Consider the following 16,403-nt stretch of genomic DNA (forward strand, 5'->3'; position numbering starts at 1 on the left):
GGAGCCCGGTGCCGTGCCCGGGCAGCGGCCGCTGCTCCGGCGCCGGCCGCGCGGGGACGACCGGCGCCTCCGCGAGGCCGTCGAGGAAGGCCGCGGCCCGCTGCCGGGTGGTCTCCAACAGCTCGGGCAGCGCGGCGAGATCCGCGGCGAGGTGGGGGTGCACCGGGTGCTCCGTTCGTCGGTTCGGGAACCTTTCGTGGGCGACGCTAGCGGGGGCGAGCCCCCCGCCTCCTGATCCAATTCGGAGAAAGTGGACCGGAAATCGGGGGGCCAGGGCGGAGCAGTGGGGGCCTATGCGGTGCCGAGCTGGTCCCGGAGGACGGGTGAAAGGGGCCAGGATGAACTTGCCAAACGTCGTGACACACTGGCGAGCTCCGCCGCACGCGAGCCACGAGACGTATGGCCCCTCTGCCACGAACATGAAGGACCGGACGACGACATGACCAAGGACGTCATCGCCCTCACCCCGCGCATGCCCGACCCGGGAGCCATGCTCGCCGGCCTGATCTCCGGAGGCCCCGACAAGCTCGTGGGCACGACCGGTGAGGGCGCCGTGGTGCGGCTTTGTGACGGTGAGGGCCGGCCGCTGGTCTCCGTCGAGGCACCGCTACTCGTGCAGGTACCGGGTGAGGCGGAGCGGCTCCTGGGAGCCACCCCGCCGTCGGTTCCGTACTGGTGGACCGAAGCCCGCGCCACCACCGGCGTCGAACTCGCCGAGCAACTCGCCGGCACCTTCGCGGCCCGACTGGCCGCCCTGGCCGACGGCTCCGCCTGGCCACCCGAGGCCGCGCGCTCCCTGGCCGTGGTCAAGACCGACGGTGTGACCGTGGCACCCACGCCCGCCGCCGGACAGCCCGCCGTCGACGTCCTCACCGACAAGGTCGCCGTCGTCATCCAGGACCGCCCGGTGCTCGCCATGACCGCCTGGTTCTCCGACGCCTTCCGCACAGCCGGCACCGCCGAGCTGGGCCTCCAGGTCGTCACCCCACCAGGAACCACCCTCTCCCCAGCCGTACGCGACAGCCTCAGCAACTGGCCCTCCCGCTGGGTCGTGCGCGACGAACGCGATGGTTACTACGACGGGCTGACCGGAGCCGTACTGCGCTGGCAGGACGGCATGTTCGCCCCCATAGCGTCGCCCGAGGCGACCGCTGACGACCCGCGGACCCCGGTGGCCGCCTCCTATCAGGAGGTCACGGCCACGGGCGAGCGTCAGCTAGCCGTGAGGTTCCGCACCGTCCACCCCGCCGACGACCGTCTGATCCTCGGTGGCGCGCTGGAATCGATATGGCGCGAACTGGTCGGAGAGCCCCCGGCTGGGTGGGGGACCGCGGAACCCGCCAACCTTCCTTGGTCGCCGCGCCAGATCACCGACCTCGCCCGGGAGCGGGCGCCGGAACCGACCTGGGTGGTGGTGGTCGGTAGCCCGGACCGGCCTGGCCTGGCCACGGTGCGCGTCAGTCGTACGAAGGCGGGTGTGGAGGAAGACGTCACGCTGATGTTCGGTTACGGCCCCGACGAGGAGTCGCCGGTGGAGTCCCTGCCCAGGGCCGCGGAGCTGCTCGCGACCCGGCACCGCCTCCAGTCGATGCTCGTACAGGTCCGCAAAGCCCGCCGCGACCTTGCGGTGCCACCCCGCTTCGAGGGCCCGGGCGTCCCGGTCGCCTTCGTGCTGGGCGCGGAGGAGGTCCGCCAGATGCCCGACGACCGTGCCCGGCGCACCCCGCTGTCCCAGCCGCCTGTCCCCCTCGGCCCGAAGACCCGCCCAGCGATGTACTACCCGTTGCCGGGCGACCCGTCGGACCTGTCGGGCTGGCAGGACTTCGAGCGTCTGATGCGGCATCTGAAGGGCGAGTGAGAGCGCCTGGATTGGTCGGGCCGACGCGTGGCTCTCGATACCCATAAAACCAGCTGTGCTGGTGGGTAGGCGCTCAGCGGCTTTGAGCCGTTGTCACACCTTGGTCATAGCATGGGGATTGTGAATTGCACCGGTCACGCCTCGGTTGATAGGGATGACCGTACATACGATCGTCAAGTCCCGGTGGGGGGAGCCCGATGAAGTTCGACATGGGGGCGCAGACGCTCTCGACGCTCAGGTCGCAGTCGCAGGGGTCGAGCACGGAACTGGGGACGTTGATCCACCAGCTCGTGCAGGCGGCCCAGCCGTTGGAGGGGAAGTTCAACGGCGCGGGCAAGGCGGCGTTCGACTCATTCAAGTCGCACGCGGACGAGATCACCGCGGAACTGAACAGCGCGCTGGCCGCGATCGTGGGCGGGCAAGGCAGCATGGAGTCGGCCTTCAGTACCGGTGTCCAGGAGCAGGCCGACAACGCCAGGTCGCAGATGTCGGCGGCGAACTTCGACGCGGCCCGCTTCTCGGGCCGCTGACGCCGCGACTTACGGCGGACGTACTCAGACCAGATTTCGACGGGGAGGATTGTGATGGCTGCCGGCATGGACCGTCGCTCGTATGACTCGGGCGCATCGGCGGAGGCACAGGGCAACGTTCAGGCAGTGATCGGCCGTCTGGAGCAGGTGATCGCCGCACGTGACGCGCAGGTCAAGCAGGCGATGGCGGACTTCACGGCCGACGGTGTCGCGGACGAGTACCACGGCAAGGAACTGCGCTGGAACCGCGCATCGCAAGAGGTCAAGAACATCATCCAGCTGCTCAAGACGACGCTGGAGAAGAACGACGCGACCGCGCACCAGACCCTCGCTCGCGCGAAGACCGCAGTCGACAACATCGGCTGAACCACCCCGGCAAACGGCAGGAGCGACAATCGGCCGTAGTGCACAACGCGTTGCCGGCCGCGGGTGGCAACGCGTGGGGTTGGTGCAATAGAAAGGCGCATAGGGGGCGTTCATGGCGTCATGGGACATTCAGCCGCAAGGTGTACAAGGCCACTTGAAGGTCGTCGGCACGCATGCCGAGGACCTGGGGGACGTCCTGAGCACAGTACTCGCGGACTTGCGGGAGGCGGCGCAGGCGGCGGGTACGGCCGTGCCGGGCTCGCAGGCCATCGCGCCGCCGCACGGCCCGGTGGTAGCCGGGAACACCCTGAGGGGACCGGCCGGCGCGCCCCTGCTGTCGCAGACCTCGACGGGTCCGGTCGCCGCTGCACTGGCCGAGTACGCAGCACACCGCAACAAGGACTTCAAGGCGATGGCTGATCGCTGTCAGGCCGCTGTCCTGGGCGCGGTCAAAGCCACCAATGAGTACGTCCAGGGTGACCTGGAGGCGGCGAAGAACGCCCAGAACGCTGCCCGGACCGTGCACCTGGATGCTCTCAAGGACGTCGGGGGGAAGCAGAGATGAGTGACGCACCGGTCGACCCGTCCGAGGTACCGGTCTTCACCGGCGATCTGAACCTTCTCGAAACCAAGGTGAAGGAGCTGTCCCACAGCGGCCCCAAGGTCGAGACCGCCGGTTCGGACGTCCACAAGTCCTTCGGCGGTCTGTCCGCCTTCTACAAGGCCCCTGAGGCGGAGCAGCTGTTCGCCGTCACCAAACCGGTGGCGGACAAGGCCCACGACGTCAGCCACGACATGCATGTCATCGCCGGCGCCCTGGGCACCTACGCCCGCGAGATCACGCCGCTGGTCCACCAACTCCAGCAACTCAAGCAGGACGCCGCCGACTTCCGCCACAAAGTCGACAACAGTGACGACGACTGGCGTCAAGACAGCGACCTGATCGACGAGAACCTCCACCGCCGGAACAAGATCGCCGAGGTCTGGGCCGCGTTCCAGGCAGCCGAGCGCGACTGCCACGCCAAAATCGTCGGCCTGGTCGGCGGCCCGACACTCCACGCCATCGACGCCTCCCACAAGACGGGCTACGGCTACGACGCCGACACTCTCAAACAGTCCAAGAGCCTGCCCTGGGGCGACGCGGTCGAGGAATCCGTCCCCTGGTGGAAGGTCTGGAGGCACCTCTACGACTTCGGCAAGGGCGTCGTCATCGACGGAGTGTGGGGCACCATCAAGGGCCTGGGCACCCTGATCGGCGTCGACGGCTCGGAGGCCGCAGGCCAAGCATGGGCCGGCCTGGCCAAGCTCGCCACCGCGACCACGATCACCGCCGCCCTGCCCCTCGCTCCCATCTTCCTGATGACACCGGGGCACATGCTCCCCTCCTGGCTGCGCGAGTCACGTACCGCGATGCTGGAGACCGGCAAGGCGCTCGTGGCCTGGGACCAGTGGGAATCCAACGGCTCCCGTGCAGCCGGTGCCGTCACCTTCAACATCATCACCGCCATCTTCACCCGTGGCGGTGGCGCAGCCGTCTCCGGCGCAGGCAAGGCCGGCGCCGCGGCGAAGGCTCTGTCCATCGCTGGCAAGGTGGGCCACGCCATCGACCCGATGACCTACGTCTTCAAGGGCGCAGGCGCGGGCCTGTCGAAGATCGGCGACCTGGTGGCACACCTCAAGGACGCAGGCCACCTCCAGGTCCCGAAGATCTCTGAGGGCGCCTACAGCCTGCCCGAGGGGGCCACCAAGCTCCCGGACGGCACGGTGCAGTTGCCCAAGGGCACTGCTGTCCCGGAGGGGGCGACCAAGCTTCCGGACGGGAGGATCAAGCTGCCTGAGGGCACAGTCACCCTCCCGCCGAAGACGGTGAAGGACCCCTTCACTGGGAACTACACGGACGCTGCCGGTCACCTCTACGACAAGGATGGCAGCCCTCTCCAACACGCCGAGAACGCCCCCAAGGGTAAGACCGCCTCATCCGCCACGGGCGCGGAGAACCCACGGATCGAGACCCAGATCCGCCAGGAGCAGCCGGTTCTGGCCAGTGTCGGCGGACGGGGCGACGACGCCGCACGCGTCGGCTCGGACATCTCCGACCCGATGCGCGCTGGCGATAACGCAGGCCACGTTGGCAGCGGACCTGCGCACACCGAACCCACGGGCCGTGCCAGCGACTACGGCATCCCTGGCGGCAGCGCAGGCGACCACATGCCCACGAACAGCCACAGCCCGGGCGGCGGGACCACTCCCCACACGTCGGGTACCGGCGGGCTGGACAACTCCACGAGCAGCGCGGGTCACACGGCCGAAACGGGTGGCACGCGCAGCGGCGGCCACGGCTCCGGCGACGGCTCGTCCCTCCCGCATCCGGCGGAGAGCCCAGTAGGCGCCACTGCCGGACACCATGTGACCGGCAGTGGCTCCGCCCACGCTGAGCCTCCGGGCGCCGGTAACGACGCGCGCACCCCGGCGGGCGACGGCGTCCCGCCGCTGAGTGATCCTGTGCCGCGTCCCAGCTTCATGCACGAAGGCACCAATCCCTACGGCCCTCCTGGTCGGCTCACTCATGAGCAGATCCAAGAAATTCAGGTCTACCGCGCCAATCACGAGCCGGGTTACCGCGAGCACTACTACAGAAAAGACGGCACGCGCAAGGATCTGGATCTCCACGATCAGAGTGGCCACACGCCGCCTCAGCTCACGCGACTGTCGGAAAACTCCCCATGGATCCCTGCCAAGCACGCTCCTGAGCCCCCCAAGCCCCACTTCTACGACGAGAATTACATCAAAGTGGGGGCGGACACGGTCACGAGTCCGGTCAGGCGCCACATACTCGAAGAGGCGGCGCGGGAACGCCACTTCGCCGTCCAATACGACAACATCATTAAGGACTGGAAGGCGGAGACCGGAACGGCTCACGAAGCCCATGGCACCCACGAATCGGCCGCGCAGTGGGGAGAAGCAAGGGGGACCTACAAAGAGTCCCACACTGCAATGGGCGAGGCTACAGAGGCATTTGGTGAGAAGGCAGCCGAATATCACTACATTGCCGAGAACTACCCGGACTTCGAGAAACAGACTCTTCTCGGCCCCAAGAACGGCAACGACCAGTTCGACCAGGTGTGGAAGCACGAGGATGGCCGAGTAGTCGTCGTCGAGGCGAAAAGTAGCCCTGGCACCGAACTGGGAAGACGCGAACTTCCAAACGGTAAGAAAGTGTCTCAGGGAAGCAGGGAGTACTTCCACGACATCCTCGAAGCCATGGAAAAGCGAGGCGAGTACGATCTCGTCGACGCTCTAGAAAAGGCACTTGATAAGGGGAAGTTGGAGTACGTTGTCGTTAAGGGCGAGAAAAACGCAGGAACGTATACTGGTTACCAGTATCGGCGATTCGACATCAGCAAGGGGACCCTTCCGTGACCGTCACCGTTGCCCGGCATGAACTCTCAGCAGGACCGGACGCCGAAAGGTTCGCGGAGCGGCTTAGCGAACGAGTAGCCCGGCGCATCGACCGGCTCCAGGAGTCAGCCAACTCGATTGACTTCGCCTTCAACACCTCTGTCATGGCGCTACGTGCACGCTGTGTCATCGACCCGCGCGCGGCAAAGGCGGAGACCTGGGAGGCGACCGTCAACGCAATGCAGCTGGGCTCGGCACTGTTCGCCGTGACAGGTACAAGCGAGGGACCCATCCAATGCCGCATCGACCGGAAGATGCGGACCCTTCAGGCCATCGGCCCACTTGCTTCTGCAGATGCGGGAAATTGGCTGACGGCGTTCTGGTTGGCAGTCATTTGCCGTGAACAGCAGCGGATGACGGAGCTGTGCGAGATTCCCCTGGAGCGCCTGCGCGCGCCGGAGGGGCAGTACGACGAGTACATCTACCACTGGGTGGACACCCTACAGACGTACTGGCTGCGGCGGCCGGGGCTGGTGGAGAAGCTCACCGCTGCACTCCAGATGTCGCATCCCGACGTGGCTCGGATCGCCTCGCGGGACCTGCTTCAGGGGGTGCTCTATCCGCCGATCAACCTCTTCTACCACTTCGTGCGCAAAGACGAAGCTGGCTTTAGCCCCGCCTTGGAAGAGGCACTGAAGCTGCACCAGATGTACTGGACGCTGACCGAAGAGAGGAAGACCGACATCGACGGCAGCATTGCCCTGGGGCCTCTCGCGATCGCTTGCCTCGCCTACGACGGAAAGCTCCCGTTCGAGGTCGATTCGGAGTACCTGCCCAAGCACCTCCTGCAGCACAGTTGGCTCGGCGAGTTCCCCACGTGAGGCAGTCGGTGCCAGTGGCCGCGAGCGTGCCTTGCCCGGACTACCTCACGGATGCCATATCCACAGTGGTCGATGTCACGGGAAGTCCATCAACCGGCACTTGCGGCGATCGAAGCTTCAAAGCGTGTCGCTGCGCGGTATCAGCCGGCTCGCCAGCCTATGCCAGTTTCAACACGAGCAGCAGGGTGCCCAGAACCATGAGCGGGACTCCCATGGCGCGTAAGCAGCCCAGACGCGCGTTGGGCGTCGGTACGTACGGCGTCTCCACGCGGCCGTTTTGCCACAGCATGTCGCGGTGCTGCATGGGCAGAACGCGCCGTTCGCCGACAACCTGACCCCCTGGTCGGCCAAGGAACTTACGCAGGAACCAGAACGCTCCCTGCAGGAGGCGTGCCGTTGGACGGAACCCGGCCTTCTCGTAGGTCGTGATGCCGGCCTGATTCGGCGGATGCAGTTCGCCTATCCCCAGGGCTACGGACCCACGACCGGAGACTTGAGGCGGCGCGGGTCCGCTACTCCCTCCGGTACCAAGATCTACCTGACAACGAGGCGGCCGAGAACGGCCGGGACCTGCTCGTCGCCAACGTCACCACGCCGCCCGGCGCGGATCCGAGGAGGCTGTACTCCCTGGAACGAGGGTGAACCGGTCCGACATCGTGATCTGTTGCGACGCGTCCAAGTTGCAACGCCCGGTTCTCACGGAGTGCAGGTCGACCGGTCCGTGAGCAGGCACGAACCGGCGGGCGTCCCGAGAGTTCGGAGCGCCCGCCGGATGCCGTTGAATCAGTGCGCGAGGGCCATGGGGTCACGCTGAGACTGTGCCTGCGCCTGTTGCCTGAGCGTCAGCTTCCGCACGACCAGGATGGCGAGGATGGCTGCCGCGATGTTGATCGCGTCGGAGACCATCTCCACACGCGTGGCGACCTGGAGCGACTCAGGGGCCTCGACCTTGGCGTAGAGTCGCGCTCCGGCCACGCCGAGCGCATCCGATGCGACCCAGGTGATCCACCACGCGAACAGGACCGTGCGCGGGTGCCGAGAACCCTCGGGTGCGTCTTGGAAGCTGGCGTCCCAGGTCTGGCGCGCGACGCGGAATGGCAGCCAGTAGTTGCCGATTGGGATGAACCAGGAGCCGATGGCCCACCCCTTGCCCGTGGTGCACGTGCCTGGTGCGAGGGCTTCGGCGTTGACGCGTACTTGGTAGAACCAGATGAGGAAGACGATTCCGGTGGCGATCACCCCGAGGATCTGGAGTGCTCCGGCCGTCCCGTAGAGGGTGTCCGCCAAGGCGACATCGCTGAAGTACACGTTCTCGAAGCCGTCGGACATGGCCCTGCCCATGAGCGAGTGCATGTTGAGTCCCGCGTACAGCGAGAAGAGATCGACGGCGATGAAGGCGACCAGCAAGGTGGTGATGGCCGTCGCTAGGCCCTTGGGGGAACGGAGGACAGGGGCGTCAGGCTGGACCCCGACTGGGTGGTGCGACATGACGGACTACTCCAAAATGCTCTGCATAAACGCACATCTATGTGTGCAACGGATAAAGATACTCTTTGCGTACTCTGTGTGCGCTGGGTAGGAATGGTGAGCTAGGCGAGCAGTCTCGGTAGGCGAGCTGGACGGCCTCGACGTAGCGGTTGAACTCGTCGGTCGTCTTGTGTCGGTTTGCTTTGCTCAGGTCGCCGTTGTGGAAGAACGCCGCGCGTTGAGCGGTCGACAGCTCCAGTTGGACGCCGCGGCCGGCAAGGTTCCGGTTGGTGACGTTTTCCGGGCTGCGCCCAGCCCGGCTGGGGAGGCGTCGATGGCTGCGAACCCCGCGTGCTGCAACGAGACCTTCACCCAGAACCGGAAGTCCTCGTCAAGGCAGCCGATCTCGGTGACCTTCTCGGTGCTGTGGAATCCGTGCCAGGACACCGTGCGCACCATGCCGCTCTGCAGGGCGAGGCAGCGGGGTTCGTCGAGGTTCGTCGAGGTGAGGTGCAGGTCGTGTTTGGCGGCCTTCTCTGTGCCGGTGAAGGAGAAATAGTTGTGATGGGTGCCTCAGGCGGCGCGAGCCACCTCCGTGGTGCCGGGCTCGATAGCGCCACCGTGAATCGCGAGGTGGGCGAGGTCGGACTCGGCGCCGCGGTGGAGTTCCCGTGACCACTTGGTTCCTTCGAGCCTGTTGGCGGCCAGCTCGTGGAAGCTGCCGTACGTGTCGGCTACTCCAGCGTGGGATGCGGTGGTGGGGTAACTGGTCTTCATCGTTGGCGCCTTGGGCATGGCAGGCCGGACCAGCGGTGATCTCTGGCCCGATCTACGGGTGAACTGGTGGTGGTTTAGCGGGCGATGCCGGTGTGGTCGGCGGCTGCGGTGTAGCGGGCGTAGACGGAGGCGGTGCCGTCGTCGGAGCTTCGTGCGGTGGCTTCGAACGCGCCGGCAGGCTGGAACGCTTTGTGTCTGCCGCTGCGGATCCGGTATGCGAGGTTGGCGGCCCGGTTGGGGTTGCCGAGGGTTTCGATGCGCGCCCACTGGCCGGGGCGGTCCCGGAGGGCTTCAGCGGTGTCGTGGGCGGCCTGGTCCCGGTTGGGGGCAGGCAGGGGCTGGAAGAGTGCGTGCATCAGTGGCCTCGGACGGTTGGCATGGTGGTTTCGGCGAGTTCCCGGATCCGGGCGGCGGCGCGCCATTGGTTGTCGGCGAGGTGCTCGCACAGGCCGTTGGCCAAAGTGGCGATGGAAGCAAGGGCCTGTTCGAGGCTGCTGCCCGCGGGGAGGGGGTTCTGCTCGCGGCCTGTTGCTCCCGGTGAGGGGCGCGTTGGGGTGGGGTGGTTGGCGCGAGCAGGGTGGTTCATGGTGTGGGCCTCGGCGTGTTCAGCGGTTGTTGCAGCGGCATGTGTTGGTGATGGGGTTGAACCAACTGTCGCAGGACTTGCACCAGATGGCTCCGGGGATCGGCGGGATTTCCTTCGGGGGGCTGGTCTGTTCGTGCATGGCGGGTGGTGTCCTTCCTAGAGGTTGTGGGGGAGTTGGGCGCGGGGTCCGTCTGGGGCGAGGACGTTGACGATGTGGTCGAGGTCTTTGGGGCGCCACAGGGCAGCTTCGAGGCCGCATGCGGCCAGGTGCTTGAGCCATGTGCGTTGTGCGGGGCGGATGCGGCCGGTGTGGGACTTCAGCTCGACGAAGAGGATGCGTTTGGCTGTGGGGTGCCCGTAGACCTCGTCCGGCCAACCAGGGTCGCTGCGACGCGAGTTGTGGGTGTGGTAGGCCAGAGTCCAGCCACGGAGGGCGGCGATCTTGCGGACGTGCCTTCGGAACTGCTCCTCGGTCACGTCGCTCTCCGGTGCCTGGGGGTGATGGCTTCCAGAAGTGCAGCGCGGTGCATGGCGGCGTTCGGGTCCGGCTGCGAGGTGTGACTGGCGGCCGGCGTTGGGCGTTGGGGGCGCCGGCCGCGTTCCTTGAGGAGTTCAGGCAGGGGGAGCTTGGTTTCCTCCCACAGGATTTCGTGGAGAGGGCGCCCGTATCGCTCGTGGACGAGGGCCTGATGGAGGGCATCGTCATGGTTCACGGGCGTCGGGCTGTCGTTGGTGGTGGCAGGCATGTCATTTCTCCATGGGATGGCCGGGACCCGCTGGGGGAGGCGGGTCCCGGCCGGAGGGGTGGCTCGTATCGGACGAGCCGGTCCGGGCGGGCGGGGCGCGGGGGGTCGCTGCCCGCCCGGAGGCGTGGATGATGCCGAACCGTGCCAGGGCCTGACATCAGTAAGACCCTAACACGAGATATACACTCGCCTATTTTCTAGTCGAGGTGCGCGAGCTCGTCCGGTTCGTAGGGGAGGGGCTTGGGGGTGCCGAGCCACAGGACCATCACCAGCTCTCTGTCGGTGATGGGATCCGTGGCATGGCCGCAGACTTCACCGATCGGGCGGAGTTGGCCTGCGAGTATGGGGCCGGCAAGGGTGACCCCGGTGAACTTTTCGAAGCCTTCCATGGACCTCTCCTTGCCTATCTGGCGGGGAGTGTGACGGCGGCGATGGTGAGGGCGCGCCCCCAGTCCTCGCTGATGGGTTCATCGAAGGCGAAGCCCGAGTCTGGGGCTTCGAAGTCGGTCGCCCGCCAGTCGGCGCAGGTGCTGCCCTTCGGGCGTTCGAAGTGCTGCACCGAGCCGTCGGGGAGGGCGATGGTCAGATGTACTGCGCCTTCGGGCGTGATGGTCGCAGTGGTTCGACTGCCCTTGCGGAGCGCGTCCTTGGTGAGGTAGTCGCCGAGCTTCATCTTTCTTCCTTTAGGTAGTGGCCTATTTTCAGGTGAGGATGGCGAAGCCGTCACACGTGGCGCAGGTGTCGCCCGTGGCGGGGTTGGTGCCGTCGGTGCATGTCGGGCACGCGAGGCGGTATCCGGCCCCGTGGCAGGCGTCGCATTTGCGCGAGTGCTCGCGCGGGCCGTGCAAGTAGGTCGTCACGCCGGAGCCTTCGCACTCCCTGCATTCGGGAGCCGGGGCGCCGAGCACGGTGACGGCTTCAACGGTGGTGAGAATGCCAGGCATTGCCGGCTCCTTGGTTGGGGCTGGCGGGGAAGGTGCCTCTGCGGGCGCGTTCCCCTGTCGGTCTCGTGTGGTGGGGTTGGTGGGGTTTGGGTCAGCCGATCTTGGTGTAGGTGACCATGCGTCGTCCCTTGAGCGGGCCTCGATCTCTGGCCAGCTCGATGCGGTCGCCGTCCTGACGCATCGTCTGGTAGGCGAAGAGTCGTGAGGCGATCTCTTCGCGCAGGTCGGCGCCCGCGATGGTGTCGATGCTGCTCGCGGTGATTTCACCTGTCTCGTCGATGTGTAGATCGTCGACCTTGATCATGGTGCCGCTCTCCTTTGGCTGGCTGGGGCGTGAGCTTCCACCCTTACCCCTTAGGTTAATTCTACTATTCATATCGGGGGTGTCTACTCCGCTAGCTGTAGGACGCCAAGACGTTGGTTACGCCTATTCGGAGCCGGTCTGCTGGCGGTTGGCCTCCGGTAGCACTGTGGGCCGGTGGTAGTTGTAGTGGATGTTCCAGACCTTGAGAGCCTCGGCGCGCTGCTGCTCTGAGAGCCAAGGGCGGGCATAGAGGAACTCCTCGGCGAGGATCCGGTTGTACCGCTCCACCTTGCCGTTGTGGCGTGGTGTGTAGGGCGCGGTTCGTTGATGCCGGGATCCGAGTAGTGCGCGGGCGAAGGCGTCGGCTCGGTAGCAGGCGCCGTTGTCGGTGACGATGCGTTCGATTCGGGAGATGCCGTGGGCGGCGTACCACGCGTGGGCGCGGTGGAGGAATCCGACGGCGGTCGCGGCCTTTTCGTGTGGCAGGGCTTCGGTGTAGGCGAGGCGGCTGTAGCCGTCGACCGCGGAGTGCAGATAGACGTAGCCGCCGCGTTCGGGTGACAGCGGCCAAGATCATCTCCCCGCGTACGGCCAGTGATTCCCCACTGGCGGTCCCCATTGACGGCCGGTTGGACTCCCCACTGGCAGATTGCTGGACACGCACGGTGACTGGTGGCCTTGCCCTGATCGGCCGGGCTCGTCACCCATCGGTCGTCGTCGACGCGGCAGACAGCGCCGAGCCTCGGCTGCTGGCGGCGGTCGCCTTCGCCGGGTGCTGCTTCTTCGGCTGACGGGCGCCGACAGCTGGGAGACGCGGGTCACATTCGTCCATGTCACAGGGCGTCGGGCTGCCCCGTCTGAGGGGTTGTAGCCACTGACGACCGCAGAGGAGCACACCATGGACGCGCGACTGAACTACTTCGCCAGCCCGACCGCCGGCAAGGCCCTCAAGTACTTCATGGCGGCGGGCAAGGCGTTGAAGGACTCGCCGTTGCCGGCCGCGACGCAGGAGTTGGTGGCGCTGCGCGTGAGTCAGATCAACGGCTGCGCCGTCTGCATCGACATGCACACCAAGGAGGCCGCCGCTGGTGGCGAGACCCCGGTGCGACTGAACCTGGTCGCGGCGTGGCGCGAGGCCACGGTCTTCACTGAGGCCGAGCGTGCCGCGCTGGAGCTGGCGGAGGAGGGGACCCGGGTCGCGGATGCGGCGCACGGAGTGAGCGACGAGGTGTGGGCCCACGCCGCCAAGCACTACGACGAGGAGCAGGTCACTGCCCTGGTGATCCTGGTTTCCTTCATGAACGCCGTGAACCGGCTGAACATCATCACCCAGCAGCCGGCCGGCAACTACGAGGTCGGGCAGTTCCACTGAAAGGCATCAGTCCCGGGGCCCGGCTGCGGGCCCCGGGCATCCGCGCAGCTGGCAGAATCTGACCTGCCGGTGGCCCGGATGATCAACAGAATATGCCTGCGCCGGCCAGTGAGGCCGGGTGGGAGGGCCTCAAGGAAAGAGGATTCGGCGTGAGCAAGGTCGACGAATTCGAGGAGCTGCGGCCGCTGCTGTTTTCGATCGCCTACCGGATTCTGGGCAGCGTGGGCGAGGCGGAGGACGCGGTGCAGGAGACGTGGCTGCGCTTTGACGGTTCGACGACCCGGCCCACATCGACCAAGGCTTTCCTGTCGGCCGCGGTGACACGGATGTCGATCGACGTGCTGCGCTCCGCACGGGTGCGACGGGAGGAGTACGTGGGCCCGTGGTTTCCCGAGCCGCTGCTGAGCGATCCCTATGAGGATCCGGCGAGATCGGCGGAACTCGCCGACTCGGTGTCGATGGCAGCACTGCTGCTGCTGGAGCGCCTCAGCCCGCTGGAGCGGGCGGTGTTTGTGCTGCGGGAGGTGTTCTCCTTCGGGTTCGACGAGGTCGCCGCAGCGGTGGGGCGTTCGGAGGCGGCATGCCGGCAGCTGCTGGTGCGAGCGCGGCGGCACATGGAGGCCGGGCGACCACGGTTCGCGCCGGACCGACAGGAGCGGCAGGAACTGGCGACGCGGTTCTTCGACGCGCTGAAGGACGGGGATGTCGGCGGGGTGCAGAGCCTGCTGGCCGCAGACGTACAGCTGGTCGGGGACGGCGGTGGCAAGGCCCCGCAGCTGGCCAGAGCCGTCATGGGCTCGGAGAACGTGGCCCGGGTGCTGGGCACGGTCTTCCCCCTGATGATCCGGATCGACGTGACGTTCGAGCCGCACGAGGTCAACGGCCAACCCGGCGCGATCTTCCGCGACCGGGATGGCAAGGTGCTCCACGCCCTCGTCCTCGATGTGCTCGACGGGCAGATTCAGACCGTCCGCGCAGTGATCAATCCCGACAAGCTCGGCCACATCGGGCCTGTTGCGGACGCCTGGGCCATCGACCGCGAGGTGAAGCAGGTCCGTCGGCAGCTGAACTGACCTCGGGAGCGGTGAGGGCCGACGCGTCTACCGGCAAGTCATGTCACCAGCCGCAGGGTGCTCGTGGTCTTCTCTACTCCCCGTCGACGCGTCTCTGGGCCACCTGTTCCTCACGCTGCTGACCGGGCTCGCCAGCTGGGAAGCAGCGTGCCGGCGAGTTCAGGCTGCTCGCGGAGACGATCTGATCCCCGTCACTGACTGTGATGATAGTCGCAGCCAGATGACTCCCCATTAGGTGGCCGCCAGCGGGGAATCCCAACGGTTCTGATCCACTTCTTGTGACCCGGTGACGGGCAGTCATGGGCGGCTGGAAGGATGGTCGTTCGTGTGATTGCAGCGTGTTCTCGAAGGTCTTTGGCCATCTGTCGTCTGTGGTGGTCGAGAAGGTCGTGGTGGACGATGCCGCGCTGGTCTTCACGGCGCGGACGGCGACCCGGGAGGCGGCCTGCCCAGGCTGCGGCACGGTGTCCGCCCGTATCCACGGCGGGTACCGGCGGCGCCTGGCCGACCTGGCGGTGGCCGGTCAGAGGGCCGTGATCGACCTGGCGGTGCGGCGGTTCCGGTGCCGGGCGGCGGAATGCGGACGCCGTACGTTCGTCGAGCAGGTGGACGGGCTGACCGAGCGGTTCGCACGTCGTACGCCTTCGCTGCGCCGGACGCTGGAGAGGATCGCACTGGCCCTGGCGGGGCGCCCAGGGTCCCGGCTGGCCGCGCATCTGTCGATCGGCACCAGCCCGAACTCCCTGCTCAGGCTGCTTCGCAGGCTCCCGGACGAACAGCCCGGCGCCGCCCCGCGCGTCATGGGCGTGGACGACTTCGCGTTCAAGAAAGGCCACGTCTACGGGACGATCATCATGGACATGGAGACGGGCGAGCCCGTGGACGTCCTGCCCGACCGTACTGCGGACACCCTCATAGCCTGGCTGCGCGGCCATCCCGGCGCGGAGGTCGTGTGCCGCGACCGCGCCAGCGCGTACGCCGAGGCCGTCCGCACCGTCTGTCCCGACGCCACGCAGGTCGCGGACAGGTACCACTTGTGGATGAACCTGTGCGAAGCCGTCGAGAAGTGTGTCGGCGAACACCGGAAGTGTCTGACAGAGCCCACCGAGGACACAACGGCCGCCGCCACAGGGCAGGGTGCCGATGCGGCAGCCGAGGAGATGCCGGCTCCCGCAGAGGGACTGCGTGCGATCAAACGACGCGAGCGTCATGCCGCGGTGCACGCCCTGTACGACAAGGGCGTACAGATCGAGGTGATCGCCCAGACGCTCGGCCTCGACCGCAAGACCGTGCGCCGCTACGCACACGCGGCCACCCCCGACGATGCGTACAGCGGTACTGGATCCCGCCGCTACGGCCAAGTCCACACCTACTCGCCCTATCTGCATCGGCGTTGGAACGAGGGTTGCACGGACGCGGCACGGCTTCATGCGGAGATCGTCGAGCTCGGCTACCGCGGCAGCAAGCGGACCGTCCGCCGTCACCTGCAGGAGATCCGGGCCAGCGGCAAGCCCGCACCCGACAAGCCCAAAGAGCTGACCGTCCGTAAAGCCACTTGGCTGATCACCGCGCACCCCGACAAGATCTACGAGAGCAATGTACTCAAGCGTAAGCAACTCATCGCCCGTTGCCCGGAGTTGGATGCTGTCGCCGACTGCGTGCGCGACTTCGCCCAGATGATGACCGAACGCCGCGGCAAGGACCTCGACAGCTGGCTCACCCGCGCCGAGAACACCGGGCTGAAGCCGCTGCGGAGCCTGGCCCGCGGCCTACGGCATGACTTCGACGCCGTCACCGCCGGACTCACCTTGGAGTGGAGCTCGGGCAAGGTCGAGGGCAACGTTAATAGGGTGAAGCGGATCAAAAGGGACGGGTATGGCCGGGCCGGATTCGATCTCCTTCGACGCCAAATTCTCCTCGCAGACTGACCGGCATGACGCTCCGTCACCGGGTCACAAGAAGTGGATCAGAACCATCCCAACTGGCCGCCAACAAGTGTGCCGCAGGGCGGTCCGGCACCGCGGCTGTCGTTCCCCAGCCTGCTCCGCTGAGGTCTGCGGCTCGAACACCGCGATCACCTGCATGGTCAACACAGCTGAT

Annotated in this window: 19 protein-coding genes and 2 pseudogenes; 10 read left to right on the top strand and 11 right to left on the bottom strand. The window is 66.8% G+C overall.

What is annotated here, in order from left to right; translation table 11 throughout:
• Positions 1-439: 439 nt before the first annotated feature.
• The 6 genes from ACO1BR_RS40750 to ACO1BR_RS40775 all read left to right on the top strand — a co-directional run bounded on the left by ACO1BR_RS40750 (position 440) and on the right by ACO1BR_RS40775 (position 7,034).
• Entirely contained in the window at positions 440-1,858 is a 1,419-nt protein-coding gene (locus ACO1BR_RS40750) for a DUF6177 family protein (protein ID WP_426800160.1), read from the top strand.
• Between the two features lie 197 nt (positions 1,859-2,055).
• Positions 2,056-2,388, top strand: coding sequence for a hypothetical protein (locus ACO1BR_RS40755; protein ID WP_426800161.1), 333 nt, complete (start codon positions 2,056-2,058; stop codon positions 2,386-2,388).
• 54 nt (positions 2,389-2,442) lie between these two features.
• Positions 2,443-2,754: a pore-forming ESAT-6 family protein gene (locus tag ACO1BR_RS40760; RefSeq protein WP_426800162.1), complete on the top strand. Its 312-nt coding sequence runs from the start codon at positions 2,443-2,445 to the stop codon at positions 2,752-2,754.
• A 112-nt stretch (positions 2,755-2,866) separates the two neighbouring features.
• Positions 2,867-3,319 carry a DUF6507 family protein gene (locus tag ACO1BR_RS40765; protein WP_426800163.1) on the top strand — a complete coding sequence of 151 codons (453 nt, stop codon included), beginning with the start codon at positions 2,867-2,869 and terminating at the stop codon, positions 3,317-3,319.
• The gene (locus ACO1BR_RS40770) at positions 3,316-6,174 is read left to right on the top strand and encodes a hypothetical protein (protein WP_426800164.1); all 2,859 of its coding nucleotides are present in this window, start codon (positions 3,316-3,318) and stop codon (positions 6,172-6,174) included. Before ACO1BR_RS40765 ends, ACO1BR_RS40770 begins: the two co-directional genes overlap by 4 nt.
• A complete protein-coding gene (locus tag ACO1BR_RS40775; protein WP_426800165.1) occupies positions 6,171-7,034 on the top strand; it encodes an immunity 49 family protein in 864 nt (287 codons plus the stop codon). Before ACO1BR_RS40770 ends, ACO1BR_RS40775 begins: the two co-directional genes overlap by 4 nt.
• A gap of 783 nt (positions 7,035-7,817) precedes the next feature.
• On the opposite strand, the gene ACO1BR_RS40780 is transcribed toward ACO1BR_RS40775, so the two are convergent.
• The 11 genes and pseudogenes from ACO1BR_RS40780 to ACO1BR_RS40830 form a co-directional block, all read right to left on the bottom strand.
• Positions 7,818-8,522, bottom strand: a complete 705-nt coding sequence (locus ACO1BR_RS40780) for a DUF4328 domain-containing protein (protein ID WP_426800166.1) — start codon at positions 8,520-8,522, stop codon at positions 7,818-7,820.
• Between the two features lie 37 nt (positions 8,523-8,559).
• Positions 8,560-9,296, bottom strand: a pseudogene (locus tag ACO1BR_RS40785) (poly-gamma-glutamate hydrolase family protein).
• 56 nt (positions 9,297-9,352) lie between these two features.
• Complete coding sequence (locus ACO1BR_RS40790) at positions 9,353-9,634, bottom strand: hypothetical protein (RefSeq protein ID WP_426800167.1); 282 nt, start codon at positions 9,632-9,634, stop codon at positions 9,353-9,355.
• The gene (locus tag ACO1BR_RS40795; protein WP_426800168.1) at positions 9,634-9,864 is read right to left on the bottom strand and encodes a hypothetical protein; all 231 of its coding nucleotides are present in this window, start codon (positions 9,862-9,864) and stop codon (positions 9,634-9,636) included. The genes ACO1BR_RS40790 and ACO1BR_RS40795 overlap by 1 nt, the downstream gene beginning before the upstream one ends.
• Before the next feature lie 156 nt (positions 9,865-10,020).
• On the bottom strand, positions 10,021-10,341 hold the full coding sequence (locus tag ACO1BR_RS40800; RefSeq protein ID WP_426800169.1) for a VRR-NUC domain-containing protein: 321 nt from the start codon (positions 10,339-10,341) through the stop codon (positions 10,021-10,023).
• Complete coding sequence (locus ACO1BR_RS40805) at positions 10,338-10,610, bottom strand: hypothetical protein (RefSeq protein ID WP_426800170.1); 273 nt, start codon at positions 10,608-10,610, stop codon at positions 10,338-10,340. Before ACO1BR_RS40805 ends, ACO1BR_RS40800 begins: the two co-directional genes overlap by 4 nt.
• 197 nt (positions 10,611-10,807) lie before the next feature.
• On the bottom strand, positions 10,808-10,999 hold the full coding sequence (locus tag ACO1BR_RS40810) for a hypothetical protein (protein WP_426800171.1): 192 nt from the start codon (positions 10,997-10,999) through the stop codon (positions 10,808-10,810).
• A 14-nt stretch (positions 11,000-11,013) separates the two neighbouring features.
• Positions 11,014-11,283, bottom strand: a complete 270-nt coding sequence (locus ACO1BR_RS40815; RefSeq protein ID WP_426800172.1) for a hypothetical protein — start codon at positions 11,281-11,283, stop codon at positions 11,014-11,016.
• A gap of 28 nt (positions 11,284-11,311) precedes the next feature.
• The gene (locus ACO1BR_RS40820) at positions 11,312-11,554 is read right to left on the bottom strand and encodes a hypothetical protein (RefSeq protein ID WP_426800173.1); all 243 of its coding nucleotides are present in this window, start codon (positions 11,552-11,554) and stop codon (positions 11,312-11,314) included.
• A gap of 91 nt (positions 11,555-11,645) precedes the next feature.
• Positions 11,646-11,858, bottom strand: coding sequence for a hypothetical protein (locus ACO1BR_RS40825; RefSeq protein ID WP_426800174.1), 213 nt, complete (start codon positions 11,856-11,858; stop codon positions 11,646-11,648).
• A 91-nt stretch (positions 11,859-11,949) separates the two neighbouring features.
• Positions 11,950-12,410: pseudogene (locus ACO1BR_RS40830) on the bottom strand (integrase core domain-containing protein); the annotation flags it as partial.
• A gap of 113 nt (positions 12,411-12,523) precedes the next feature.
• Between ACO1BR_RS40830 and ACO1BR_RS40835 the strand changes: the two are divergent.
• The 4 genes from ACO1BR_RS40835 (at position 12,524) to ACO1BR_RS40850 (ending at position 16,231) form a co-directional block, all read left to right on the top strand.
• A complete protein-coding gene (locus tag ACO1BR_RS40835) occupies positions 12,524-12,649 on the top strand; it encodes a hypothetical protein (RefSeq protein WP_426800175.1) in 126 nt (41 codons plus the stop codon).
• 107 nt (positions 12,650-12,756) lie between these two features.
• Entirely contained in the window at positions 12,757-13,230 is a 474-nt protein-coding gene (locus ACO1BR_RS40840) for a carboxymuconolactone decarboxylase family protein (protein WP_426800176.1), read from the top strand.
• A gap of 149 nt (positions 13,231-13,379) precedes the next feature.
• Positions 13,380-14,303 (top strand): RNA polymerase sigma-70 factor, encoded by a 924-nt coding sequence (locus ACO1BR_RS40845; protein WP_426800177.1) that lies wholly within the window; start codon positions 13,380-13,382, stop codon positions 14,301-14,303.
• Between the two features lie 338 nt (positions 14,304-14,641).
• Positions 14,642-16,231, top strand: a complete 1,590-nt coding sequence (locus tag ACO1BR_RS40850) for an ISL3 family transposase (protein WP_426800178.1) — start codon at positions 14,642-14,644, stop codon at positions 16,229-16,231.
• Positions 16,232-16,403: the final 172 nt, after the last annotated feature.

The sequence above is a fragment of the Streptomyces sp. YGL11-2 genome, assembly GCF_050054615.1.
In the GTDB taxonomy this organism is placed as follows: domain Bacteria; phylum Actinomycetota; class Actinomycetes; order Streptomycetales; family Streptomycetaceae; genus Streptomyces.

Bases quoted from the DNA above. Each gene is read 5' to 3' on its own strand.
- ACO1BR_RS40750 (WP_426800160.1), top strand. From the start codon at position 440: ATGACCAAGGACGTCATCGCCCTCACCCCGCGCATGCCCGACCCGGGA.
- ACO1BR_RS40755 (WP_426800161.1), top strand. From the start codon at position 2,056: ATGAAGTTCGACATGGGGGCGCAGACGCTCTCGACGCTCAGGTCGCAG.
- ACO1BR_RS40760 (WP_426800162.1), top strand. From the start codon at position 2,443: ATGGCTGCCGGCATGGACCGTCGCTCGTATGACTCGGGCGCATCGGCG.
- ACO1BR_RS40765 (WP_426800163.1), top strand. From the start codon at position 2,867: ATGGCGTCATGGGACATTCAGCCGCAAGGTGTACAAGGCCACTTGAAG.
- ACO1BR_RS40770 (WP_426800164.1), top strand. From the start codon at position 3,316: ATGAGTGACGCACCGGTCGACCCGTCCGAGGTACCGGTCTTCACCGGC.
- ACO1BR_RS40780 (WP_426800166.1), bottom strand. From the start codon at position 8,522: ATGTCGCACCACCCAGTCGGGGTCCAGCCTGACGCCCCTGTCCTCCGT.
- ACO1BR_RS40790 (WP_426800167.1), bottom strand. From the start codon at position 9,634: ATGCACGCACTCTTCCAGCCCCTGCCTGCCCCCAACCGGGACCAGGCC.
- ACO1BR_RS40795 (WP_426800168.1), bottom strand. From the start codon at position 9,864: ATGAACCACCCTGCTCGCGCCAACCACCCCACCCCAACGCGCCCCTCA.
- ACO1BR_RS40805 (WP_426800170.1), bottom strand. From the start codon at position 10,610: ATGCCTGCCACCACCAACGACAGCCCGACGCCCGTGAACCATGACGAT.
- ACO1BR_RS40810 (WP_426800171.1), bottom strand. From the start codon at position 10,999: ATGGAAGGCTTCGAAAAGTTCACCGGGGTCACCCTTGCCGGCCCCATA.
- ACO1BR_RS40815 (WP_426800172.1), bottom strand. From the start codon at position 11,283: ATGAAGCTCGGCGACTACCTCACCAAGGACGCGCTCCGCAAGGGCAGT.
- ACO1BR_RS40820 (WP_426800173.1), bottom strand. From the start codon at position 11,554: ATGCCTGGCATTCTCACCACCGTTGAAGCCGTCACCGTGCTCGGCGCC.
- ACO1BR_RS40825 (WP_426800174.1), bottom strand. From the start codon at position 11,858: ATGATCAAGGTCGACGATCTACACATCGACGAGACAGGTGAAATCACC.
- ACO1BR_RS40840 (WP_426800176.1), top strand. From the start codon at position 12,757: ATGGACGCGCGACTGAACTACTTCGCCAGCCCGACCGCCGGCAAGGCC.